Annotated in this window: 26 protein-coding genes; 9 read left to right on the top strand and 17 right to left on the bottom strand. The window is 35.1% G+C overall.

Annotation, left to right across the window (positions count from 1 at the left end):
* A partial coding sequence (locus COD11_RS20040; protein WP_141549716.1) for a SpoVR family protein occupies positions 1-884 on the bottom strand: 884 nt, incomplete at its 3' end.
* Positions 885-965: 81 nt separating this feature from the next.
* Positions 966-2,186 (bottom strand): NO-inducible flavohemoprotein, encoded by a 1,221-nt coding sequence (hmpA, locus tag COD11_RS20045; protein ID WP_098798641.1) that lies wholly within the window; start codon positions 2,184-2,186, stop codon positions 966-968.
* Between the two features lie 199 nt (positions 2,187-2,385).
* Here hmpA and COD11_RS20050 point away from each other — a divergent pair, with 199 nt between their 5' ends.
* The gene (locus COD11_RS20050; protein WP_098798642.1) at positions 2,386-2,826 is read left to right on the top strand and encodes an RrF2 family transcriptional regulator; all 441 of its coding nucleotides are present in this window, start codon (positions 2,386-2,388) and stop codon (positions 2,824-2,826) included.
* 14 nt (positions 2,827-2,840) lie between these two features.
* Here COD11_RS20050 and COD11_RS20055 read toward each other — a convergent pair whose 3' ends face one another.
* Positions 2,841-3,191, bottom strand: a complete 351-nt coding sequence (locus COD11_RS20055; RefSeq protein WP_176551164.1) for a DUF3889 domain-containing protein — start codon at positions 3,189-3,191, stop codon at positions 2,841-2,843.
* 63 nt (positions 3,192-3,254) lie between these two features.
* Entirely contained in the window at positions 3,255-4,229 is a 975-nt protein-coding gene (locus COD11_RS20060; protein WP_098798644.1) for a M14 family metallopeptidase, read from the bottom strand.
* 161 nt (positions 4,230-4,390) lie between these two features.
* On the opposite strand from COD11_RS20060, the gene COD11_RS20065 reads away from it, so the two are divergent.
* Positions 4,391-4,627 carry a YhdB family protein gene (locus COD11_RS20065; protein WP_098798645.1) on the top strand — a complete coding sequence of 79 codons (237 nt, stop codon included), beginning with the start codon at positions 4,391-4,393 and terminating at the stop codon, positions 4,625-4,627.
* 54 nt (positions 4,628-4,681) lie between these two features.
* Here COD11_RS20065 and COD11_RS20070 read toward each other — a convergent pair whose 3' ends face one another.
* The 6 genes from COD11_RS20070 to COD11_RS20095 form a co-directional block, all read right to left on the bottom strand.
* Positions 4,682-5,206 carry an NADPH-dependent FMN reductase gene (locus COD11_RS20070; protein ID WP_098798646.1) on the bottom strand — a complete coding sequence of 175 codons (525 nt, stop codon included), beginning with the start codon at positions 5,204-5,206 and terminating at the stop codon, positions 4,682-4,684.
* Between the two features lie 14 nt (positions 5,207-5,220).
* Positions 5,221-5,871, bottom strand: coding sequence for a response regulator (locus tag COD11_RS20075; RefSeq protein ID WP_098798647.1), 651 nt, complete (start codon positions 5,869-5,871; stop codon positions 5,221-5,223).
* Between the two features lie 12 nt (positions 5,872-5,883).
* On the bottom strand, positions 5,884-7,008 hold the full coding sequence (locus COD11_RS20080) for a GAF domain-containing sensor histidine kinase (RefSeq protein ID WP_098798648.1): 1,125 nt from the start codon (positions 7,006-7,008) through the stop codon (positions 5,884-5,886).
* A gap of 145 nt (positions 7,009-7,153) precedes the next feature.
* Positions 7,154-8,899 (bottom strand): phospho-sugar mutase, encoded by a 1,746-nt coding sequence (locus COD11_RS20085; protein ID WP_098798649.1) that lies wholly within the window; start codon positions 8,897-8,899, stop codon positions 7,154-7,156.
* A 296-nt stretch (positions 8,900-9,195) separates the two neighbouring features.
* Positions 9,196-10,734 carry a bifunctional GNAT family N-acetyltransferase/carbon-nitrogen hydrolase family protein gene (locus COD11_RS20090; RefSeq protein WP_098798650.1) on the bottom strand — a complete coding sequence of 513 codons (1,539 nt, stop codon included), beginning with the start codon at positions 10,732-10,734 and terminating at the stop codon, positions 9,196-9,198.
* Between the two features lie 181 nt (positions 10,735-10,915).
* On the bottom strand, positions 10,916-11,320 hold the full coding sequence (locus tag COD11_RS20095) for a CBS domain-containing protein (RefSeq protein ID WP_379053218.1): 405 nt from the start codon (positions 11,318-11,320) through the stop codon (positions 10,916-10,918).
* A 256-nt stretch (positions 11,321-11,576) separates the two neighbouring features.
* Here COD11_RS20095 and COD11_RS20100 point away from each other — a divergent pair, with 256 nt between their 5' ends.
* Together COD11_RS20100 and COD11_RS20105 are read left to right on the top strand one after the other, a co-directional pair.
* A complete protein-coding gene (locus COD11_RS20100) occupies positions 11,577-12,008 on the top strand; it encodes a disulfide oxidoreductase (protein ID WP_098798652.1) in 432 nt (143 codons plus the stop codon).
* A gap of 1 nt (position 12,009) precedes the next feature.
* On the top strand, positions 12,010-12,480 hold the full coding sequence (locus COD11_RS20105; protein ID WP_098798653.1) for a thioredoxin family protein: 471 nt from the start codon (positions 12,010-12,012) through the stop codon (positions 12,478-12,480).
* Between the two features lie 53 nt (positions 12,481-12,533).
* Here COD11_RS20105 and COD11_RS20110 read toward each other — a convergent pair whose 3' ends face one another.
* On the bottom strand, positions 12,534-12,938 hold the full coding sequence (locus tag COD11_RS20110; protein WP_098798654.1) for a DUF5365 family protein: 405 nt from the start codon (positions 12,936-12,938) through the stop codon (positions 12,534-12,536).
* Between the two features lie 168 nt (positions 12,939-13,106).
* On the opposite strand from COD11_RS20110, the gene COD11_RS20115 reads away from it, so the two are divergent.
* The 4 genes from COD11_RS20115 to tatC all read left to right on the top strand — a co-directional run bounded on the left by COD11_RS20115 (position 13,107) and on the right by tatC (position 16,694).
* On the top strand, positions 13,107-14,006 hold the full coding sequence (locus COD11_RS20115; RefSeq protein WP_098798655.1) for an RluA family pseudouridine synthase: 900 nt from the start codon (positions 13,107-13,109) through the stop codon (positions 14,004-14,006).
* Positions 14,007-14,184: 178 nt separating this feature from the next.
* Positions 14,185-15,627, top strand: a complete 1,443-nt coding sequence (locus COD11_RS20120; protein ID WP_098798656.1) for an alkaline phosphatase PhoX — start codon at positions 14,185-14,187, stop codon at positions 15,625-15,627.
* 20 nt (positions 15,628-15,647) lie between these two features.
* Positions 15,648-15,878 (top strand): twin-arginine translocase TatA/TatE family subunit, encoded by a 231-nt coding sequence (gene tatA, locus COD11_RS20125; protein ID WP_098798657.1) that lies wholly within the window; start codon positions 15,648-15,650, stop codon positions 15,876-15,878.
* A gap of 99 nt (positions 15,879-15,977) precedes the next feature.
* Complete coding sequence (tatC, locus tag COD11_RS20130) at positions 15,978-16,694, top strand: twin-arginine translocase subunit TatC (protein WP_483296306.1); 717 nt, start codon at positions 15,978-15,980, stop codon at positions 16,692-16,694.
* Between the two features lie 60 nt (positions 16,695-16,754).
* On the opposite strand, the gene COD11_RS20135 is transcribed toward tatC, so the two are convergent.
* The 6 genes from COD11_RS20135 to COD11_RS20160 form a co-directional block, all read right to left on the bottom strand.
* Positions 16,755-17,336: a class D sortase gene (locus tag COD11_RS20135; protein WP_379053214.1), complete on the bottom strand. Its 582-nt coding sequence runs from the start codon at positions 17,334-17,336 to the stop codon at positions 16,755-16,757.
* Between the two features lie 93 nt (positions 17,337-17,429).
* Positions 17,430-18,011, bottom strand: coding sequence for an NAD(P)H-dependent oxidoreductase (locus COD11_RS20140; RefSeq protein WP_176551165.1), 582 nt, complete (start codon positions 18,009-18,011; stop codon positions 17,430-17,432).
* A 141-nt stretch (positions 18,012-18,152) separates the two neighbouring features.
* Positions 18,153-19,202, bottom strand: a complete 1,050-nt coding sequence (locus COD11_RS20145) for a siderophore ABC transporter substrate-binding protein (protein WP_098798661.1) — start codon at positions 19,200-19,202, stop codon at positions 18,153-18,155.
* Positions 19,203-19,419: 217 nt separating this feature from the next.
* Positions 19,420-20,187 (bottom strand): iron ABC transporter ATP-binding protein, encoded by a 768-nt coding sequence (locus COD11_RS20150; protein ID WP_098798662.1) that lies wholly within the window; start codon positions 20,185-20,187, stop codon positions 19,420-19,422.
* The gene (locus COD11_RS20155; protein WP_098798663.1) at positions 20,184-21,137 is read right to left on the bottom strand and encodes an iron chelate uptake ABC transporter family permease subunit; all 954 of its coding nucleotides are present in this window, start codon (positions 21,135-21,137) and stop codon (positions 20,184-20,186) included. The genes COD11_RS20150 and COD11_RS20155 overlap by 4 nt, the downstream gene beginning before the upstream one ends.
* Entirely contained in the window at positions 21,127-22,080 is a 954-nt protein-coding gene (locus COD11_RS20160; RefSeq protein ID WP_098798664.1) for an ABC transporter permease, read from the bottom strand. Before COD11_RS20160 ends, COD11_RS20155 begins: the two co-directional genes overlap by 11 nt.
* A 547-nt stretch (positions 22,081-22,627) precedes the next feature.
* On the opposite strand from COD11_RS20160, the gene COD11_RS20165 reads away from it, so the two are divergent.
* Entirely contained in the window at positions 22,628-23,284 is a 657-nt protein-coding gene (locus tag COD11_RS20165; RefSeq protein WP_176551166.1) for a cobalamin B12-binding domain-containing protein, read from the top strand.
* Positions 23,285-23,293 lie beyond the last annotated feature (9 nt).

Genomic DNA, 23,293 nt, shown 5'->3' on the forward strand with positions numbered 1-23,293 from the left:
ACAACACCAGCATTCAGCTTTGCGAACTCTACTGCTTCATCAGAAGTAAGATCCAGCTCTCGGATAATACGTTGATGCCAATACGAAGCCCAGCCTTCGTTCATGATCTTCGTTTCTAATTGAGGCCAAAAATAAAGCATTTCTTCACGCATCATTGTTAAAATATCACGCTGCCAATCTTCTAACTCCCGGCTATATTCTTCAATGAATAAAAGAATGTCTTTTTCGGGAGATGGCGGAAGCTTCTTTCTTTTCTTTTTGGAGACAATCTTTTTTTCTTGCTTTTTATCAAGATTCCATAAGTCATCATAAGGTGTTGCTGCTTTTTCCTCTTCAGTCTCATCAAATTCAATATCATCAATGGACCAAGAAAGTTTTGGTCGAACAAGTGATGGATCAATATGCTCTTGAATGGAAAGGACTGCATCCAAGAATGTCTCAACTTCATGTCTACCGTATAGGATTTCATAATGCTTAATTCGTTCTGCAGTGGCTGACATACTCTCAACCATTTCCCTTTTTGTATTGCTGAATCGAGAATTATTTTTAAAGAAGTCACAATGAGCTAAAACGTGGGCAACAATTAATTTGTTCTGAATAAGGGAGTTCGTATCTAATAGGAAGGCATAGCATGGGTCTGAGTTTATGACAAGTTCATAAATTTTACTTAAACCTAAATCATATTGAAGCTTCATTTTATGAAATTGCTTCCCAAAGCTCCAGTGTGAAAATCTTGTTGGCATACCATAAGCACCGAATGTATAAATAATATCAGCAGGGCAAATCTCATATCTCATTGGATAAAAATCAAGTCCAAAGCCTTTAGCAACCTCGGTAATTTCTGAAATTGCATATTCCAGGGCCTTTTGATCAGTTTCTTTCATAGTCTCCCCCCTAAGCTTTTGTTATCTTAAATGTATGTACTTAAGAGGGAAAACATGAAAAGGTTTGTTTTATTTCACATTTCAAACATTCTGATAATCCTTCAAACTAACCGATGGACCAAAAAATTCATAATGAATATTTTCTGTTTCAACGCCAATATTTTCTAGATATCCAATCACATTTTTCATGAAAGCTACCGGACCACAGATATAAAAAGCTCCCTTTTTATCTATTAATTTATTCAGAAGCTCTGCATTAATATACCCTTTTGCTACAAAGTTTTGATTCTTAAGATCTTGCTCATTCGGCGTTTCGTATATTATATATTCCTTCGCATTTGCTAAAGACTGAATGCTTTTTTGTGTTTCCTCGGCGAAAGCATGAACTTCTCCATCTTTTGCTGCATGTATAAATGTTACTTCTCTTTCAGATTGAGAATCAGCCAAATAGTTTAGCATACTCATCATTGGTGTAACCCCAACACCACCACTTATTAAATAAACTGTTTGATTCTTTTGATCTTCTAGTACAAAATCACCGGCTGGAGCTGTTAATTCAATTTCGTCATTTATGTTTATGAAATCATGCAAATAGTTAGATACCGTTCCATCTTCTTTGACATGGTCTCTTTCTCTTTTAACAGAGATTCTGAATCTATTTTTACCAGGTGCATCAGATAAGCTGTATTGTCTGTTAAAAAGATATTTTTCACCTGGGATAGCAAGGCGGACTGTCACAAATTGTCCTGGAATAAAATTCGGAACTTTTGAACCATCAACCGGCTCTAAATAAAAAGAGGTAATAAGTGAGCTTTCTTTTACTTTATTTACTACACGGAATGGTCTGAATTCATCCCATGCTTCTTCTTTTGCTTGAACATACTTTTCCTGCTCCACATCAATAAATACTTGAGCAATCACATGATAAGCTTCTCCCCATGCCTCAATGATTTCTGGTGTAGCCACATCTCCTAACACCTCTTTGATTGCCTTTAATAAATATTCTCCTACGATTGGATAATGTTCCTTCTTTACATTTAAGCTTCTATGTTTATGAGCAATTTGCTTTACAGCTGGTAAAAGTACTTCTAATTGATCGATATATGTAGCTGCTGCATAAACTGTGTTTGCAAGAGCTGCTTGTTGTCTTCCTTGCTTTTGATTTGCGTGGTTAAAAATATTTAATAGCTCTGGGTAATCATTAAATAAACTGTTATAAAAATGAGTTGTAATCTCTGTTCCTCGATCAGCTAGAACAGTTGCTGTTGATTTGACAATTTCAATTGTTTTATTGGATAACATTTTATCCACCTCTAAAGTAGTATTTTAAATACATCTTTATCATAGGTTACCTCCCTCTCTTAAAGCAATATTTTAGATGCATCTTTTAAAAAGCTGTCACATTTTCGAACATATTTCGTGCGCAGAAATAAAGTTGTGATAATATAGCAATATAATCAACATAACTTGGTTCTACATTAAAAACTGTGAGGTTATATAAATGCGCTTAACTCTTTATACAGATTACTCATTAAGAGTCCTAGTATATTTAGCAACAAAACCAAAGGAAGAACTCTCTAACATCAAAGAAATTGCAGAGATTTATAATATTTCTAAAAACCATTTAATGAAGGTAACATATGAGCTTGGAAAAATGAATGTAATTGAAACGATCCGCGGTAGAAATGGTGGAATTCGATTAGCAAAATTACCTGAGGAAATAAATATAGGTGAAATTGTACGCAAAACTGAGGAAGACTTTCATCTTGTTGAATGCTTTGATAAGGAAAATAATCAATGTGTTATTTCACCGGCATGCGGACTTAAACATGTTTTAAATAAGGCACTTCAAGCATACTTGGAAGTCTTAGATCAATATACTTTAGCAGATGTTTCCAAAAATCAGTCTGCTCTGTTAAGTTACTTTTCATTAAATAAATAAGGAGAAGGTGACGATTAAAGTCCACCTTCTCTAAGTTCTTCTATATTAACAGTAATAAGCTTTCCGTTTGTTGGATTGAACACAACATCAGCTTTTACAATAAATGATCTGTTTTTTTGAGTACATTTAATATGAAATGTATCCCTTGTTTCATTTTCGTTAACTTCCTTACGCCCCACATATTTATAATCAGTTAGTTCAGCATCGGGGTATTTTTCTTTTACAGAGGAAACTGCAATTTGACTCCATTTTTTGTAGTCAGTTTCATCCGGATTTGGTTCTCCATATGCTTTCATTCCTGCTGTTAGTACTATAAATAATGCTACAAATGTAATTAAGAGTTTAGACAGAGAATTTTTCTTCATTTTTTCCTCCATAGAACATTTTTTATTAATGTCCCCTTTTTCACTTTTCATATTCGCAGGTTATTATTTTTCGACTAATTCTTCTTTTGCAAACTCACACATAATTAATGCAACTTCTTTGTTTCTCTTCCATTCCTCTAAAAACACTGATAATGGAGGGTTTGTTTCTTTAACTAGATAACTGAGCTCAATCGTGAGTGCAGGTCTTTGATATGTTTGAATAAACCAATCTGTATACCCACCCCCGATTGCATTAAAAGGTGGGTAAGAAACTTCATATCCTGTTTTTTTTGCAATTTTATCAACTAATTCATGATCTCTTTGAAGATTGCTTAACTCATTATAATAGTACCAATAAAGCTCACGTCCTGAAGTATGATATGCAGCTGATGTAAGAGGCTGGATTTCCTCGGTAAAATCCACTAGCGCCCTAGTCTCTTTTGCTTCAAAAGGTTTTTTCCCTTTGTAGTGAGAATAAGAAGCATAACCTGTATCACCTTTAATATTCTCCCACCCAGCAGGATATTGTCTATTTAAGTCCACTCCAAGTGCGTTGGCTTTCCATCTTAAAAAATTTCTTTCACCTTCGTTCATATCAACGAATATTTCCTGAAGAAGAAACGGAAAGTGATCAATCCCCTGCTGCTGTATGGTCACTCCATCTGGATTAACCATCGGGACAAACCATATCGATACATCATCTAATATATTCAGATTATGCCCAAGAAATGTTTGCTTTTGCTTATAAGCAATTGCATATTCCTTAATCATTGCCATAATGATATGTGTTGAGAGCCACTCTCGACCATGATGACTTCCTGTTATTAAGATAGACCTCTTTCCTTTACCAACTTTTATAGCAAGGAGGTCTCGCCCAAATTCTGAATGTCCAAATTCTTTTACTTCTAGCCCATATCGTTTAGAAAGTTCTAACATCTCAGTTTTCATTGATTTATATGTATACATTTCAGTCTCTTCGGCTTTCACATTCTGTACGAAGAGGAAAATAACCAAAAAGACTATTACTTTCTTTACCATTTTTACCCCCTTTTTCGCCTTAGGTTTCCTCTTTAATTTCTTTTTATAAGGGTAATGACTTCCATAGGCTCTATGACAACAACACCAAGTTTTACACAGTAAAAAAAAGCTCTTATCACATACAATAATCTTATCTCCTTAAGAAGGAGGGATTATAAAAAATGAACAGTGTAGATTATGATAAAGCATTATATTACACACATCGTTCACAATGGGATAACTTGCTTATTCTTATGGTCCGTACTAAAGATGATTTTTTGTCAAAAAAAATTGAGCATTTTCTACATGCCTATAATTTTGAACATGACTATACAGAAGTTGAAAAACAGCTTTATTCATTGTTAAGATATATCGATCACGCTGTCGAGGAAGAACCTGAATTAGAATTTTCACAGTAAAAAAAGACTGACTAGGATAGTATCGTCTATACAATCCTTAGTCAGTCTTTTTTATTAACTAATTTTTTGAAATGCTTCTGTGTATAACATTAATTCTTTTATTAATGAGTGAACAAGTGTAGCTGATTCCTCGACCAAGCCTTTTTGATCATAATTAAAACAATGAGGATCGAGGACCACTTGTTTTGGAATCACATGTGCATATACACCTCTCATGACTGTTCTCATGTTATTTAAAGCGTTGATTCCTCCCTTGCCACCACCTGCTACTGATATGATTGCAACAGGCTTATTGGAAAACTGTTCACTACTTAAAAAATCTAGGGCATTCTTTAAAGCTCCGCTCATTCCGTTATGATACTCTGGTGATAGTAGAACAACAGCATCTGCGTCAGAGACAGCTTTTTTTAATTCCTGAATCACTTGAAGCTGAGCACGAGATTCGTCTCCATTAAATAGTGGCAGTTCTTTTTCACTTAAATCAAACGTATTGGCATTGTATGTTTTCTCTATAAAAGATGCGGCCATTTTCGTTCTTCCAGTTTTTCTTGGCCCACCATTCAACACTAACAAATCCATGTTAATCTACTCCTTTAATCTTTTTCTAAGTATCCATTTTTCACAGCATAAATAGCTGCTTGAGTCCGATCAGAAAGCTGTAATTTTGAGAGAATATTTGATATATGCGTTTTAACTGTTTTTTCGGTAATATACAATGCACTTGCTATTTCTTTATTGCTTTTCCCTTTTGCGAGCTCGTTCAAAACTTCCTTCTCTCGTCTTGTTAATTCATCCAGCTTTGTTTGTTGACTTGAATTTAACCCGGAGAGATGTGTTATGACATGTGACGTTACCTTTTGATGCAACTTACTTTCTCCCTTTAATACATCTCGTATTGTTTGGACAAGTTCATCCGGCTCAATATCTTTTAATTGATAACCAGATGCTCCAGCACGAATTGCGGGAATGACATGATCTTGATCTGCATAGCTAGTTAGGATGATAATTTTAACTGCATGACCGGCTTCTCTTATTGCTTTTGTTGCCATCACTCCATCCATAACCGGCATCGATAGATCCATTAATACAACATCAGGATTTAGCTTTGAAACCATTTCCACCGCTTCCTGACCATTTTTCGCCTCACCTATTACCTCTATATCTTGTTGCGTTTTAAGAAAAAAGAGCAATCCTCTTCGTACCATATGATGATCATCTGCAATAACCACTTTTATTTTCGTCATTTTCTAAACCTCTCATTTTAACGGAATGTTAATTTCAATCTTCGTGCCAATGCCTAGTGTGCTTTGTAATGAGAATCGCCCTTTTAATTTTGTTACTCTTTCTCTCATCCCTTTTAGCCCTAAAGAGGGAATTGAAGTGCTCTCATCGTAATGAAAACCTCTTCCGTTATCCTCAACTACCATCATCACAGTAGATTCTGTTTTACTTAGCTCAAAGCTGATTTCATTTGTTTCAGCATGCTTTTTACAGTTATTTAATGCCTCTTGCCCGATCCTCCATAACTCTTCTTCTATATGATTTGGAAGTGTACATACACCTTCAATATTGCATTCAAGCTTTAATCCTAATACATTTGCATAATTGCATAATGCAGCCGTAATACCATTTTCTAACCCCTGTGGCCTAAGTTGCCAGATGAGGCCTTTCATTTCAGTTAAAGCTTCTTGAGAGAGCTCCTGCATATAGGTCAACATTTCTTTCACATCTTCTTGCTCCGTCATCTCCTTTGTTCCGCGTGCTGTTAACATAATCGAAAATAATAGTTGATTAACTGAATCATGTAAATCTTGAGCAAGTCTATTTCTCTCCTCAGTTAATGCATGAGATCTTTCTTTCTCAACAAGCTGTATCCGCTTCATCGCTGTCCCAATTTGAAAAGCAACTGACTCCAACAACGCCAACTCTTCTTCTGTAAACTTCTTTTTATGAGGAGAGGCTACATTTAGAACACCAAATTTTTCGTTTCCTGCCCGTAAAGGCACTGTTGCATGATGTGTAATTCCCATTGTATTTCCCCATTTGTGTTCGATTGCTTCTTCAATACGTTTACATGAGATGATATTAACAGCTTTCTTCAACCTTCCATCCTGATACTGATCAAGACACCAGCAGCCTCCCTGACACATCGGTCTCTTTTGCTCCCTCATCAATGCAGCAGGTAAAGCATAATCAGCTGCTAATTCATAATGACCTTTTTCATCTATTAAAAATATCCACCCAGTCGGTAGCTCTGTCACATCGAGTAACTCTCTTAACACGTCGCTCAACATTTCCTCAACATCTGTTGCTTCGTTTAGTTTCTCAGCTATTGTTTTTAATGTATTTAACTCATGGATTCGATTATCTTTTCCCCTCATATCTCTTCTCCCGTAATCCTTTTCTTAATTTTATTATAGCAACATCTTAGCTGCTACGACCTTCTCTATCTGTATGAATTTTTCTACGACCTTCGGAGTATAAAAAACGAAAGAAAGCGGACAACTAATGTTGTCCGCCTGCTGACTATTTACTTAGAGTAGCAATTAAATCATTTACTTTTTCCATTACACCAGCTTCTAAAGCGGCTAATTGCTGTTCACTTTGCTCAAGTGTTTCACACTTAACCCCAAAGTAGAATTTAGCTTTTGGCTCAGTACCAGATGGTCGAACACAGAACCATGAATTATCATCAAGAATGTACTTTAATACATTTGAGCCTGGTAAATTAATTTTTTCGGTTGCATTAGCAGTAACATTTTGACGTTCACTTGATTTATAATCCTCAATGGTAACAATTTTCTTACCAGCAACTTCAGTTGGAGGATTTGATCTAAACGATTGAAGGATACTTTGAATCTGCTCTGCTCCTTCTTTTCCTTTTAATGTAAGTGATTGTAAGCCTTCTTTGTAATAGCCATACTCCTTGAAGATTTCTAGTAGACCTTGATACAAAGTGAGACCTTTTTTCTTATAGAAAGCAGCTACTTCAACCGATAATAATGCTGCCTGTACTGCATCTTTATCACGTGCAAAATCCCCAATTAAATAGCCATAGCTTTCTTCATATCCGAATTGAAATTCATATTGACCTGTTCGTTCATATTCATTGATTTTTTCCCCAATGAATTTGAAACCAGTCAATGTATCAATTGTGTCAAGACCGAAAGATGTCGCGATATCACGACCAATTTCTGAAGTTACAATTGTTTTTAACACAACCCCATTACTCGGAAGTGTTCCATTGCCTTTTTTCTGAGAGAGTAAATAATGAAGAAGCAATGCACCTGTTTGATTTCCAGTAAGCACAACATATTCTCCATCATTATTTTTCACAGCAACCCCAAGGCGATCTGCATCTGGGTCTGTCCCAATTAAAACATCAGCATCGATGGATTCACCGTCTCTAATAGCTAAAGTAAAGGCATCATGCTCCTCTGGATTTGGAGATTTAACAGTCGAAAAGTTTGGATCTGGTAATTCCTGCTCCTTAACAACTGTCACATTTTGATATCCTAGTGCCTTCAAACCGCTTCTAACCGGCTTATTAGCCGTTCCATGTAATGGTGTGAACACAACCTTCACATCTACTTCTATAGAAAGCTCTGGATTGACAGAGATAGTCGTTAATTTTTCTGTATAAGCTTGGTCTATTTCTTCACCAAGCATTTTGATCAGACCTTGTGCTTTTAACTCGTCTTCATCTTTTACATTTATGAGTAATTCATCTTCCACTTTGTTTACATATGAAATAACTGTATCTGCTGCAGCCGGTGGCAATTGGCCTCCATCTTCTCCATACACTTTATATCCGTTATATTCTGGAGGATTGTGGCTGGCTGTAACAACAATTCCTGAAAAAGCATGTAAATGGCGAACCGCAAATGAAAGCTCAGGAGTTGGACGCAATTCTTCAAATACATATGTTTGTATACCATGAGAAGCTAATGTTTTTGCAGCCTCCATTGCAAATTCTGGTGATTTATGACGAGAGTCGTAAGCAATCGCTACACCTCGTTTTTTTGCCTCCTCACCAAATGTTTCTATGTAAGTTGCTAAACCTTCAGATGCTTTACGCACTGTATATATATTCATACGGTTTGTACCTGGTCCAATTTCACCACGCATACCGCCTGTACCAAATTCTAAATCTTTATAAAAGCAATCTTCTAAAGCCTTTTCATTACCTTCCATACTAATTAAAAGATTTTTTAGTTCCGAATCTAAATCTTGCTTATTATTCCAACGTTGATAGTTTTGTTCCCAGCTCATTTTTACCTCCTAGGAGTTTTTTTCAAAATTTAGTAAAAATCAATTATATTTTAGCATATAAAAATATCTTAGATATAATTGAATTTCTACAAATTCCGAGTATTTCCTTTAAAAATTCCTTTAGAGTTATAGTAAAACAACTTTCGTTAAAGTCAAAATTAACAAAACTTAAGGTTTTTTAAGTTTTATATTTTGTTACGATATTTCCTTTGTGACAGATTCTGTCTAATAATATTTTATGATTAACCAAACACACATACCAAAAAAGCCAACCCAAGTGAGTTGGCTTCTTTTCATTACTTCTTATAATTAATCGAATAAATATCTTTTCTTCTATCTTTCAATTGATTAACTGTTCCCGATTGGCGTTGACGTCTTAATATCTCAAGGTCAACGTCACCAATAATGACCATTTCAATATTCGGGTTACATTCACCAACAATTCCATCACGAGCAAATTCAAAGTCAGAAGGTGCGAAGATGGCAGATTGTGCATATTGAATATCCATGTTTTCAGTTTGCGGAAGATTTCCTACTGTACCTGCAATAACTGTGTAAATTTGATTTTCTACTGCACGTGCTTGAGCACAGTAACGAACTCGCAAGTAGCCTTGACGATCTTCTGTACAGAAAGGAGTAAATATTATTTTTGCCCCTTTGTCTGTAGCAATTCTCGCTAATTCAGGGAATTCGATATCATAGCAAATTTGTATGGCAATTTTCCCACAATCTGTGTTGAAAACTTTAACCTGATCTCCGCGACTAATTCCCCACCATTTTCTTTCGTTTGGGGTAATGTGAAGCTTATATTGCTTCTCAATGGTTCCATCACGTCTAAAGAGATAAGCAATATTATAAATTCGCCCTTCTTCTTCAACTACATGTGATCCACCGATAATGTTTATATTGTACCTGACAGCCAGTTCAGTGAACAATTCAATATACTCTTCTGTAAATTCAGTTAACCGTTGAATCGCTTTACTAGGTGATCGTTCATTTAAGAAAGACATAAGCTGAGTAGTGAAAATTTCAGGGAACACGGCAAAATCTGAGCCGGCATCTGAGGCTACATCTGTGTAATATTCTACTTGCTTAGCAAATTCTTCAAAGGAATCAATTTGCTTCATCATGTATTGGACAACACAAATACGGACAGGATTTGACGTTTTATAAAAACGTTTTGTATTAGGCTGGTAATCAACATTATTCCATTCCATTAAAGTTGCATATTGGTATGAAGCCAAATCATCTGATAAATAATTTGGGTTAATCCTCATAAGTGTAAATTCATTTAATAACTGAAAAGACAAAACAGGATCGTAAATTTTATGTAAGGAAACCTGCTGAACATATTCTCTTGGTGAAAGTTCATCAGCATATTTATAATAATTAGGAATTCTACCACCAATAATAATACTTTTTAAATTTAATCTTCTTGCAAGATCTTTTCTTGCCTCATATAAACGATGACCAATTTTCATACGTCTGTAATCGGGATGTACCATTACTTCAATTCCATACATATTATAGCCGTCAGGATCATGGTTCGTGATATAACCATTATCAGTTATGTCATCCCATGTATGTCGGTCATCATATTCATCAAAATTCAATAATAAACTCGAGCATGATCCGATGATTTTCCCTTCAAATTCAGCACAGAATTGACCATCTGGAAAATGGTCCAGATGACTTTCTAAATGTTCTCTTTTCCATGGCTCCATCCCAGGAAAGCACTTCGATTGAAGCTTGATGATCGCATCTATGTCACTTTCCTCAATATTTCGTATAATCATCTTCTTTTCGAATTTGGATAAATCTAGCTTTTCGGACATATTGTGACTCCTTTTTTATATTTGCATGAACATATCTAATAGTAACTATTACCCTTTATTTTCTTTCTAAAAACATAATTAATCTTTTTAGCTTATGTTTAATATTTTATACTTTATTCGGAATATGATGATCCTTTTCATAACCCTATTAAAAAAGGCCAACATAGTCGGCCTTTTCTTCTTAATTTGTTTTATTCGGTTCAGAGATATTCGTTAAGGCATGTCCAGCTGCTTCATCGGACATTTGATTTGTTGCCAAATCACCTAATGCAACAATCCCAACTAATTGATTATTTTCAACAATTGGAAGTCGACGGATTTGATGTTGAGCCATTACCTTTGCAGCTTCTTCAGTTGACATGCTCGTGTGACCTGATACAAGGTTTGTTGACATGACTTGAGAAACTAATGTATTGCTATCAAGTCCCTCAGCAGTTGAGCGAAGAGTAATGTCACGGTCCGTAATTATACCTCTTAATTGACCATTATCAACAACAGGAATAGAACCAACATTATTTTGACTCATTAACTCTGCTGCTTCTTTAATCGTTTGATTAGATGAAACAGTTGCAACACTTGTTGTCATACACTCTTGAATTGTATTCAAGACTCATCCCTCCCTTTCAAATTTAGTATGGATTAGATAAAAGGAATTATAATTAGAAGTTTTTATAATGAATACCCATCTTACATTAATCAAAAAATAGGACAAAAATACCTCGAATTCAAGGAAAATTCAAAAAATACCCTGTTACTTCCATTTTTTCTGTTGAATTCTTTTACAGTCTATTACCTAAGCCTTTATAATTTAATGGTACATAAATTAGTGAATGAGGGATGATATGTCGAGCTCTACTAAAAAACAAGTAGAAAATTTATTATCAATAGCATGGATGGCATCATTTATTGCTACATTAGGTAGTCTTTACTTCTCTGAAATATTAAAATACACTCCATGTGAGCTTTGTTGGTATCAACGAATTTTCATGTATCCTTTAGTTATTATTTTAGGAATTGGTGTTTATAAAAAGGATGCAGGTATTGCTCTTTATACACTTATATTATCTGCAATTGGAGGCTGTATCTCTCTTTATCATTATGGAGTCCAAAAGGTTCCATTTTTAGGAGAAAATTCTGTTTCATGCGGAATTGTTCCTTGTACAGGTGAGTATATTAATTGGCTAGGTTTTATGACTATTCCTTTTTTAGCACTAATCGGTTTTACAATTGTTTTTATTACAAGCTTATTAATTCTAAAGAAAGCAGGTAAATAAGATGAAAAAAATTCTTATTTTTGGTGCAGTTATTTTAATTCTTTTTGGTGGACTAGCATTTGTTACAACATATCAAAACAATCAAAAAGCTGAAGGAAATGTGTATGGAAAGAGTGATCTCGATCCCGCAACAATAGATCAGCTTGATGACCCTAATTATCAAAACATAATTCTTCCAGATGAATTGGAAAAGAAGTTAGAAAACAAAGAAGATACAGTTGTCTACTTTTTTAGCCCATTATGTGAGCATTGTAAAGCAACTACCCCTGTATTAATGCCAATTGCAGATGAAGTTGGTGTCGAGATCAACCAACTGAATTTATTAGAATTTGAAGACGCATGGCAACAATACAATATAACTGGAACACCTACTCTTGTTCATTATCAAGATGGTAAAGAAGTAGCACGTTCAGAAGGATCAAATACAGAAGAGGCATTTCGTTCATTATTAAATGATTGGAAAGCTGAGTAATAAAAAAGCACGGAATCACACATCAAATGTGATTCCGTGCTTTTTTCAACTAGCTAGATCATGAAGTGATTAGCCGGCTTAATGAATTGACTAAATTTCCCTTCCCTACTCTCAGCATGTTTAAATTGAGAAAAGGACAAAGGAAAGAAATAACCATATTCATTTAAGTTCTGGCTATTCCGCTCAAACATTTCTTCATATTCTTTTTCATCTTTACAATCATTAATTAAGTCAAGAACGGCAATCAATGCTTGAAGGCTTGAAATAATTTGAAATGCATCCTTTAATGTCCCATTGTATACCTGATCAGATGCTTGCGGCTGAAGCACTTTTAGTTTTTTTAACTCGAAAATTTCATCATCTGGAAAGAACCTCGGAAAAATTTCGGTATACAGTTGTTCAACTAACTCCGCTATGTGGTTTTCTTGCTCGTCCGTTGACGCCACAACAACCTTCACTTATATCACCCTTTTTCTCCTATTAACCTTTTATTAGCTGTAATAAGCATACCATAGTCTATAACAACATTTTAGAGGTAAGTGTTACCGGAACTAGATTGTACATCCATTCATTGTTCTGTATACTTTTCTTTACACAAAACATGCAATAAAGGAATGGTGACCTTCATGAAACGTGTCGGTGAATGGCTCGAAATAAACATCCCAGTAGACTGGGCAAACAATACTGTTTTCCACATATTAACGCAAAAGCTTGGTGCTTCAAAAGCTCTGATTCAAAAGTGGAACAACACATCAGCTATTATGAAAAATAATCATAAAGCAGATGTGAATCATCAACTCATCCAAGATGATCAATTATGCTTACATATATTTAAGGAAGAAGATTACGGGGTCATACCAGAGGATCATGCAATAAAGGTTCTTTATGAAGATGATCACCTACTGATTGTTAATAAACCCGCTGGAATTGATACACATCCCAATGAGGCAAATCAAAGGGGCACTTTGGCGAATGGGGTAGCTTACTATTATCAAACATGTGGACTCAAAATAAGAGTAAGACATATTCATCGTCTTGACAGAGATACCTCTGGTGCAGTTGTATTTGCTAAGAATGACTTAGCCCATTCTCTATTAGATCAAGAGCTTCAGACTAAAAAGATTAAACGCACATATATTTCTATTGTAAATGGGAGATTATCTCCACCAAATGGTGTGATCAAAAAGCCTATTGGCAAGGATCGCCATCATCCTACTCGAAGAAGAGTTTCACCAAAGGGACAAAGTGCTGTAACACACTATCACACAGAACATTATGACCAAAAGAAAAACTTGTCCGTTGTATCACTGCAACTTGAAACTGGAAGAACTCATCAAATCCGCGTTCATTTAAGTTCAATAGGTCATCCAATCATTGGAGATACCCTTTATGGTGGAGACAAAAAACTCTTACAACGACAGGCTTTGCATGCTGCAATGATATCTTTAACTCATCCTATCTCACACAAATCTATTAAAGTAGAAGCTACGTTTCCACAAGATATCCTCTCTTTATTACCTAAATAAATAGGCCGCCGTATCTATGACTATTAACACACTTGTATAGATACGGTTCTTTTTTACCATTTTTCAGAATTCATCAATTATTTACATAATTTTCACATTCCGTTTACGTAAGACTGATAGTTTGTACATAGACACACAACAATGAACTGACTCCAAAATTATGGGGAGGGAATCTCAGATGACCGAAAACAAAGAATTTAAAAGTATGAATCGTCGCGATTTTCTAAAGGTTGGAGGAATGAGTACAGTAGCATTGTCTCTAGGAACTACTGGGTTACTATCTGTAGGTGCTACAACAACCCAAGCTAAAGGAAAAGGAAAAGGAAACCCTACATCCGGATTTGGTGGTTATGGAGATTTACTTCCAGATCCAAATGGAATTCTTGATTTACCAAGAGGTTTTCATTACAAAATTATTTCCAGACAAGGCGAGTTAATGACAGACGGAACAGTTATTCCTGGAAAATTCGATGGAATGGCTGCATTTGAAGGTCCGAACAATACAACAATTCTTGTTCGAAATCATGAGTTATCGGGAGGTCCAGCATTTGGGAAAAATCCTTATGACCCTATCGCTCAAGGTGGGACATCAGCTCTCGTTGTAGGCCCAAATCGCGAAGTTAGGAAGGAATATGTTACATCTTCAGGAACAATCCGAAACTGTGCAGGAGGAGCGACGCCTTGGGGCACTTGGTTAACATGTGAAGAAAACCGTTCCGAAGGCCACGGATATGTATTTGAGGTTGACCCACTTCAACCAGAAAACGACTTATCCAAAACGCCAATCAAGGAAATGGGTCGCTTTTCTCACGAAGCTTGTGCGATCGACCCTTCAACAGGATATGTTTACTTAACCGAAGATGCAAGCCCAAGCTACCTCTATCGTTTTATACCTAATGACTTAAGCCAAAAACCAGGATCATTACAAAAAGGCGGTACCCTATATGCAGCAGCAATTGAAGCTGTAACTGATCCATCAGCAAGCAGCTTTAAAACAGGACAAACATTTAAGCTTGTATGGAAGGAAGTAGATCCTCATTGGTGCCGCGAGGAAGCTAAGGAACAAAACTGCATCGAATTCAGTAGACTTGAGGGTGCTTTCTTCCAAGAGGGTGTTTTCTGGTTTGATGATACCTCTGCTGGTGATAAGAAACTTGGACGTGTTTACCGTTACGTTCCTCATACTAATACATTGGAGCTTTTCTATGAAGGAAATGATGCACAAAAAATGGAATATCCAGATAATATCTGCTGTACTCCTTGGGGTGATCTTTGGTTCGTAGAAGATGGAAGTGGACAAGATCGCATTATGGGAATTACTCCAGAAGGCAAGGTTTATCCTTTTGCAGCAAACCGTTTCAATGATGCTGAATTTGCCGGACCAATCTTCTCACCAGATGGAAACACACTTTTTGTCAATATTCAAGATCCTGGTATGACCTTTGCTATTTGGGGACCATTCCAACGCAGAAACGCAGCACGCGCAAGAGAAATGTCCTATGCTGCTCCTGCGAACCTTGCACCGAAACTTTCAGAAACAATTGCTAAGGCTGCCGAGGCACAAGGTATGTCTGTTCTAGAAGCAGCAGCATTTGAGCGCCACGGAATAAAATTGAGCTAATGATAATTGGAGGAAGATAGATGCTACAAAATATTGGTATTCCCGGATTAATTCTTATTCTAGTCATTGCACTAATTATTTTCGGACCTTCAAAGCTTCCTGAAATTGGACGAGCTTTTGGTTCAACTCTTAAGGAATTTAAAAAAGCCACAAATGATCTAGTTAATGGCGATAACAAAGAAGCTGATAAAGCGGATGAAAACTCAAAGCTACAAGCTGTTGAGCGACCTAATAGTAAAACCGGTAGTTAATAAACAGTAGAAGTAGGCAGGTCACATACCTGCTTACTTCTTTATCATTCGTTAAATACAGGCTTCTGAAAGGGGTTGTAAAAAGTGGATCTTACTGAAATGAACGTTGTTGATCATTTAAGTGAATTAAGAAAAAGGGTAATTATTACTTTAGCTTCATTTCTTCTTTTTCTCATCATCTCTTTCTTATTCGTTCAAGATATTCATCATTTCTTAGTAAAAGATCTAAATGATAAACTAGCAATCTTAGGTCCTGGTGATATTCTATGGATCTACATGGCTATTGCAGGAATCAGTGCAATTACATTCACAATTCCTGTTGCTGCATTTCAAATTTGGCTTTTTGTTAAGCCTGGTCTCAGAAAAGAAGAGCAAAAAGTAACATTAGCTTTTATTCCCGGTATCTTCATTTTGTTTATTTCAGGAATCGCATTTGGGTATTTTCTGCTGTTTCCTATTGTCTTATCCTTTCTCCAATCACTTGCAGGCGATCAGTTCGAAACATTTTTCACAGTGGATAAATATTTTAGATTCATGATTAATCTAACCGTCCCTTTTGGCTTTTTATTTGAAATGCCTGCTATTATTATGTTTTTAACGAGACTTGGGATCATTAATCCACAGAGGCTTGCAAAATCAAGAAAAATCTCTTATTTTTTCTTAATTGTTGTTTCGGTACTTATTACCCCCCCAGACTTCATTTCAGATATTCTGGTTATTGTGCCGTTAGTTCTTCTATATGAATTTAGTGTTACATTATCAAAAATAGTGTACCGAAAAAAACTAATCCTTGAATCAGAGCAATTGGCACCATAAAACACCTACAATAAAAAAACGATTTAGCACAGTCAGCATGACATACTAAATCGTTTCTTCTTATACTTCTTTCTTTTTTGCATAAATAATATAACGTTGTGGAGCATTCCCAACATAGCTAAAAGGATAGCAAGTCGTCACTAAAAGCTCTTCATACTCATTTTGAAGAGTAATAATACTTAAATCGTCGGCTTCAACGATTTTTGTTTCGGTAATTTCGTACTCAAAGTTTCCATATGGTACTATAACTTCAAATGTATCGCCAACTTCTAACTCACCCGCTTTACGAAACACGGTATCTCTATGTCCAGACAAAACAATTTGTCCATTTTCATCAGGATAATAGCTTCCCTTATAATGGCCGACGCCTTTTTCGAGATCATCAGGATCTGTTCCTTCTACGATAGGTAAATCTGCATTTAATCTTGGGATATGCAGGATTCCAATCGCCTCACCTATTGGCGGTTTAAAGGTACCATCTTCTTCTTTATATATTTCTTTGTCAGGCGGTGATTCTACAATAGACTTCGCTTCAGCTAATGAATTCGATGTTTGCATTTTAGTATCAAAAATCTCCCATCCTGCATAGCCTACGATTCCTAATCCTATAACGATTAATAGATATGATAGCTTTTTCACGATTACTACCACGCTTTCCTTTAATGTTATAAAAATTATAACATAGTTAAGCATAGCTATAATAAGCGACTTAGCAGATTGGATAAAATTAATAAATTATAAAATATCTACAATACTTTTTACTTCCTTAAGCATTTTTTCTCTTGCTTCTTTGTCTACATTTGGAACAGAATATAAAAATTTGTGTGTAATAACATTTATTCCACAATAATCTAGAATTCCCACATCCATAGAAGTTTCCATTGATGAGATAAGCTGGTTTGGCTTCATAAAATCCTCGGTCTGACTTGTTGTTTGAAACACAACACATTTTTTTTCTTTGAGTAAACCTTCAGCACCCTTTAAATGCTCATATCTGAATGCAAATCCATTTGTAAACACTCGATCGAAATATCCCTTTAATATTGCAGGCATACCACACCACCATGTTGGGTAGATAAACACAAGGTTTTCTGCCCACAAGATTTTCTTTTGTTCTTCTATAATTTCTTCTATTATTTTATTTTGTGAAAAATTAGTGTGGTTATCTTCCTCCAAAACAGGATTAAACTTTAATGCATATAGATCACGAACTCTTACCTCATGACCTTTATTGGTTAAGTGCATTTCCACCTCATAAGAAATGGAAGCATTAAAACTATTCTTACTAGGGTGTGCTAAAATAATAAGTGTTTTCATTGAAGCCTCCATAGCATTTTCTACTAGTATGATATTACCAAGGATATATTAAACAAACGTTTGATTAATTTAGCAAAAACAAAAAAGGACTGTCTAAAGATAGCTTTCACTACCATTCTAGACAGTCCTTTACATTATCAATTATTTTAATTCAGCTAACACTTCTTCAATTTTTGCAAGCTCAGATTGTAAGCCTCCGCCACTTAGGTACCATAATGGACCATCTAAGTAAACGATTTTTTCATTTTGATATGCATCAGTTTTCTTCACAATATCATTTTCCATATCAGCATCTATATTAGATTCTCCTCCAATAGCTGCTGTACGGTCAATGACAAATAACACTTTTGGATTGAATTCTAAGATTGCTTCGAAGCCAAAATTAGAGCCGTGAGAAGAAGATTCAATATCTTCTGTAACTGGTTTGAAACCATAAATGTCATAAATATAGCCATAACGTGAGTTTGTTGCAAAACCAGCTAATTTACCTTCGTTGTACATTGTTACTAATGAAGTTTCATAGTTCCCAGCTAAAGATTTTACTTCTTCTAAAGCTGAATCAATTTTTGCAACATATTCCTCAGCTTCAGCTTCTTTACCAAACATTTTAGCTGCTAAATCTACTGAAGATAAGAATGTGTTCCAATATTCCTCTTGAGAAGTACCAATAAATACTACAGGAGCAATTTCTTTTAGCTCTTCATAAAAAGCTGATTGACGACCAGAGATAAAGATTACATCAGGGTCTAGCTCAGCAAGATCTTCTAGTAGAGGTTCCTTCAGACCACCAACATTTGTATACTCATCAGAAGCATATTCTTCAAGATGAGCCGGAATGCTAGTATCTTGCGCAACCCCAACAATTCCTTCAACACCCAGTGCATCTAATGTATCTAAGAAACCATAATCAAAAACAGCAATTTTTTCTGGCATACTCTCAAATTCTACATCTTCAAAATTAATAGAACCTGATTCTTCACCTTCAACTGATGCAACCGTTGGAGATACAGTCATTGGATAAGCGGAACCTTCTTCCCCAGTTGCAGTTTCTTCTGATTCACCTTCTGCTGCAGTTGTTTCAGTTGATTCCTTTTTTGCTGGTTCCGTTGAAGCTTCTTCGTTAGAACCACATGCAGCAAGCATTAATACCATGGCTGCTAACAATGCAATGAATAAATTCGTTTTTTTCATTGAGTATCTCTCCCTTTTATAAATTATATTGTTAATGATAATCATTATCACTGATAACGATTATCATTATGATCTATTAATTCTCTTAAGTCAACTACTTTTCATCATTTATTTTCAATTTTTTTCTAAAAAATCAATATAATGACAATATTTAATAAGCAAAACCCTAAAGAAATCTAATTGATTTCTTTAGGTAGCCTTTATTTATCTCTTGTGTTTACGTATGTGAATTGAAATAAACACAAATCCTGCATCCATTCTGCTCTTGAACAGGAATATCCATATCATAAATTTCACGTAAGGCATCAGAATTTATGATTTCATGAGTCGGCCCGTTTTTCATTAATCTACCATTCTTCAATGCAACGATACGATCTGAATAAACAGATGCAAAGTTAATGTCATGCAAAACGATAACAACTGTTTTTCCAAGTTCATCAACTAATCTGCGTAAAATTTTCATAATTTGAACTGAATGCTTCATATCTAAATTATTTAAAGGCTCATCTAATAAAACATAATCAGTATCCTGGGCAATGACCATTGCAATAAATGCCCTTTGCTTCTGACCGCCTGATAATTCATCTAAAAATTTGTCTTGCATCTCTGCTAAATTCATATAATCAATCGCTTGATCAACAAATTTATCATCTTCAGCTGTTAAACGTCCTTTCGAATACGGATAGCGACCAAACGCAACTAGCTCACGAACTGTTAATCGAACGTTTAGGTGGTTTGCTTGCCTTAAAATAGATACTCTCTTCGCAAATTCTGAGGACTTCCACTTCTTCACATTGTTTTGGTCGAGTAGTACTTCACCTGTATCTGCTTCTAATAAGCGGCTCACCATAGAAAGAAGTGTTGACTTACCAGCTCCATTCGGCCCTATAAACGATGTAATGGTTCCCGGCTCGATCGTAACTGAAACATCCTCTACAACAGGCTTTTTACCAAATTGTTTTGTTAATCCTTTGATTTCAATCATCCTGCTGCCCTACTTTCCTTAAGTAATAGATAAATAAAGTAAATTCCACCGATAAAGTTAATAATGACACTTAACGTTGTGCGTAATTCAAAGATATGCTCCACAAGGAATTGTCCACCAACAAGTGCAATAATACTAATTAAACTCGCACCTATTATGTGAATAGAGTGTTTATATGTAACCAAATATTGATAGGAAAGATTTGCAACAATTAGTCCAAAAAATGTAATTGGTCCAACAAGCGCTGTTGATGTTGCGATTAAAACAGATGATAAAATTAAAATTCTCATAACCATACTGTCATAGTTTATCCCAAGGTTCATAGCATTTTCCCGGCCAAGTGACATAACATCCAGTTTCCCCATAATAAGGTAGCCATAAAGAAAGGCAAAGAATAGAATACCAATTGAGATAAACAACAACTCAGCCTTTACGTTTGTAAAGGTTGCAAACAAACGGCTTTGAAGACTTAAATATTCAACTGGATCAATCAATACTTGTAGAAATGTTACCAAACTTCCAAGAAGTGTACCTATGATCATCCCTATTAGTAGTAGAAAATAGATTGGATGCTTATCAGCCCTAAACAAAAAGCGATATAAAAGCATTGCAAACACTACCATTGCAAGAATTGCTGCACCAAAGTTTAAGTATTTATTTAACACCCAAACTGACATGGAACCCGCAAAGAAGTAAATTAATGTTTGTACGACTTGATACATCGAATCAAGTCCCATAACAGAAGGTGTTAAAATCCGATTATGTGTGATTGTCTGGAATACAACAGTTGAATAAGAGATGGCAATACCAGTTACAATCATTGCTGAAACTCGGAGCATACGCTTTGGAAAGGCATAGTCAAAGCCGCCCTTTATATCGTAAAAGCCATAAAACAAGATACATACAATAGCAATAGCTGCTAATAAAATCAGTTTTGTTCTATTTCGCATATGCTCTCCCCCTAAGTAGCATCGTTAAGAAGATCGCACTGCCTATCACTGCCACTGTTACATTAACTGGAATCTCATAAGGGTGAATAATGATCCGCCCTAAAATATCACAGATTAATAAGAAAACAACCCCCAATACCGCGGTATGTGGTATTGTTTTGCGTAAATTATCACCTAAATAAAGAGAAACAATATTTGGTACAATTAGTCCCAAAAATGGAATAACCCCAACAGTGAGAACAACTGTTGTTGAAATAATTGCAACAAGAATAAGACCAATATTTAGAATCAGCTTATAACTTAAGCCTAGATTCTTCGCAAAATCTTCTCCCATTCCGGCTACTGTAAATTTATTCGCATAAATATAAGCTAAAATAACGGCTGGAATACTAACATATAAAAGTTCATAGCGACCAGAAATAATCAAAGTAAAGCTCCCCATGAGCCAGGAAGAGAGGTTTTGAAGTAGATCAGCTTCATACCCTAAAAAAGTTGTAATGGAAGATAAAATATTCCCATACATAATTCCAATTAATGGAACGAAAATAACATCTTTAAATTTTATACGATCCAAAATCTGCATAAATATGAATGTTCCAGCCAATGAAAAAGCAAAACTAAAAATAACTTGTTGGGTATATGTGACATTCGTAAAAAATAGCATTGATATTAAAATTCCTAGCCTTGCTGCGTCTAATGTCCCAGCAGTTGTTGGTGATACAAACTTATTTCGACTTAAAGACTGCATAATTAAGCCGGCAATACTCATACCTGCCCCCGCTAAAATAATGGCAATTAATCGTGGAACTCGGCTTATTAGGAAAATATGTGTTTCGTCTGAATCCCAATTAAGCAAATCCATTGGTGTAATATCAATTGCTCCGATGAAAAGCGAAATAAAAGACAGGACGATAGTTGCAATTCCTAGCATCCATAATCTCATTTGAAACCCTCTTAACCTATTTATTCTTAGTACAACAATTGAATCAATTATTATTCCAAGTTGAATCTAGCAAATATGTAATATAAGTATGACAAACCAAGAGCCGCCATTTCACACTTTATTAACATATGATAATCATTATCATTAAATGATAAAAAAAAAGAACGTGTATTTATCTATGATTCACAGCTGTTGAGATTGATTATCAACTACAATAATTAATGTATCACAAAAAACAAATTGAGAAAAGATGTATATTTCAAATTATGGAATTTATCTAAATACGTCCACATTTTCGCCACAAATTAAGCCCGATAAGTTTTAATTAAGGTATTAGATGTAGAATCGCACAACTCTATTTTATAAAATTTAGTTTAAGAGGCTCGAAAATAGGGAAAGTATAACTGATCTTTTGTAGCCTATTGTGTCTTATAACTTTACGAAACTATAACGAAACTCACCATTATTTTCTTCCTATTAAAAGATGAAGAACAATGAAGGAAAGAGTATAATAGGAGGTAGATTAAATCAGAAAGGATTGACATGCATGACTGATTTAACAAAAAAGTTTGCTCAATTTCTTTTACTTGGTGACACTGTAAGTTCATTTAAATTAATTGAGAAGCTTTTACATGAAGGATTTACCTCCCTCTACATCTATGAAAATGTGATAAAAGAAGCATTATATTATATAGGTTACCTATGGGAAATTGATGAAATAAGTGTTGCTGATGAACATTTAGCTACAGGAACAGCTGATTATGTTTTAACAAAACTCGATTTTCACTTAGACCAGAATGATGAGCAAGTGATAAGAAGTCAAAAGCAGGTTATGCTATTCTGTATTGAAGGTGAAGAGCACTATGTTGGAATAAAAATGGCAGCATCAATTTTTAAACAAAACTCTTGGAATGTGAAATATTTAGGTCCTAATTTACCGTTACAACATGCCATTTACTATGCAAATAAATCTAAGCCTGATGTGATTTGTTTATCAGTAACAGTTTCACATCACCTGAAAAATCTACCAGAATACATTCAAACACTTGAGATGTTAGATCATAAGCCAACGATTATACTCGGAAGTAGACTAGCAGAAAAATATGATTTATCAAAGTTTATATCAAATCAAACACTCATTGTTCCTAATCTGGAAAACTTAACGGCATTTATTAATAGCCAACTTATTGGGATTGAAGCTTAACTTTTGAAG

This window comes from Bacillus sp. AFS040349, from assembly GCF_002577655.1.
Taxonomy (GTDB): Bacteria; Bacillota; Bacilli; order Bacillales; family Bacillaceae; genus Metabacillus.

What these genes read in the sequence shown, in the direction of transcription:
- tatC (WP_483296306.1), top strand. Translation starts at nt 15,978, where the DNA reads ATGAACGTTGTTGATCATTTAAGTGAATTAAGAAAAAGGGTAATTATT.
- COD11_RS20155 (WP_098798663.1), bottom strand. Translation starts at nt 21,137, where the DNA reads ATGCGAAATAGAACAAAACTGATTTTATTAGCAGCTATTGCTATTGTA.
- COD11_RS20160 (WP_098798664.1), bottom strand. Translation starts at nt 22,080, where the DNA reads ATGAGATTATGGATGCTAGGAATTGCAACTATCGTCCTGTCTTTTATT.
- COD11_RS20120 (WP_098798656.1), top strand. Translation starts at nt 14,185, where the DNA reads ATGACCGAAAACAAAGAATTTAAAAGTATGAATCGTCGCGATTTTCTA.
- COD11_RS20060 (WP_098798644.1), bottom strand. Translation starts at nt 4,229, where the DNA reads ATGGTAAAGAAAGTAATAGTCTTTTTGGTTATTTTCCTCTTCGTACAG.
- COD11_RS20090 (WP_098798650.1), bottom strand. Translation starts at nt 10,734, where the DNA reads ATGTCCGAAAAGCTAGATTTATCCAAATTCGAAAAGAAGATGATTATA.
- COD11_RS20070 (WP_098798646.1), bottom strand. Translation starts at nt 5,206, where the DNA reads ATGGATTTGTTAGTGTTGAATGGTGGGCCAAGAAAAACTGGAAGAACG.
- COD11_RS20150 (WP_098798662.1), bottom strand. Translation starts at nt 20,187, where the DNA reads ATGATTGAAATCAAAGGATTAACAAAACAATTTGGTAAAAAGCCTGTT.
- COD11_RS20140 (WP_176551165.1), bottom strand. Translation starts at nt 18,011, where the DNA reads ATGAAAACACTTATTATTTTAGCACACCCTAGTAAGAATAGTTTTAAT.
- COD11_RS20095 (WP_379053218.1), bottom strand. Translation starts at nt 11,320, where the DNA reads ATGACAACAAGTGTTGCAACTGTTTCATCTAATCAAACGATTAAAGAA.
- tatA (WP_098798657.1), top strand. Translation starts at nt 15,648, where the DNA reads ATGCTACAAAATATTGGTATTCCCGGATTAATTCTTATTCTAGTCATT.
- COD11_RS20080 (WP_098798648.1), bottom strand. Translation starts at nt 7,008, where the DNA reads ATGAGGGGAAAAGATAATCGAATCCATGAGTTAAATACATTAAAAACA.
- COD11_RS20075 (WP_098798647.1), bottom strand. Translation starts at nt 5,871, where the DNA reads ATGACGAAAATAAAAGTGGTTATTGCAGATGATCATCATATGGTACGA.
- COD11_RS20055 (WP_176551164.1), bottom strand. Translation starts at nt 3,191, where the DNA reads ATGAAGAAAAATTCTCTGTCTAAACTCTTAATTACATTTGTAGCATTA.
- COD11_RS20165 (WP_176551166.1), top strand. Translation starts at nt 22,628, where the DNA reads ATGACTGATTTAACAAAAAAGTTTGCTCAATTTCTTTTACTTGGTGAC.
- COD11_RS20100 (WP_098798652.1), top strand. Translation starts at nt 11,577, where the DNA reads ATGTCGAGCTCTACTAAAAAACAAGTAGAAAATTTATTATCAATAGCA.
- COD11_RS20105 (WP_098798653.1), top strand. Translation starts at nt 12,010, where the DNA reads ATGAAAAAAATTCTTATTTTTGGTGCAGTTATTTTAATTCTTTTTGGT.
- hmpA (WP_098798641.1), bottom strand. Translation starts at nt 2,186, where the DNA reads ATGTTATCCAATAAAACAATTGAAATTGTCAAATCAACAGCAACTGTT.
- COD11_RS20050 (WP_098798642.1), top strand. Translation starts at nt 2,386, where the DNA reads ATGCGCTTAACTCTTTATACAGATTACTCATTAAGAGTCCTAGTATAT.
- COD11_RS20065 (WP_098798645.1), top strand. Translation starts at nt 4,391, where the DNA reads ATGAACAGTGTAGATTATGATAAAGCATTATATTACACACATCGTTCA.
- COD11_RS20085 (WP_098798649.1), bottom strand. Translation starts at nt 8,899, where the DNA reads ATGAGCTGGGAACAAAACTATCAACGTTGGAATAATAAGCAAGATTTA.
- COD11_RS20145 (WP_098798661.1), bottom strand. Translation starts at nt 19,202, where the DNA reads ATGAAAAAAACGAATTTATTCATTGCATTGTTAGCAGCCATGGTATTA.
- COD11_RS20115 (WP_098798655.1), top strand. Translation starts at nt 13,107, where the DNA reads ATGAAACGTGTCGGTGAATGGCTCGAAATAAACATCCCAGTAGACTGG.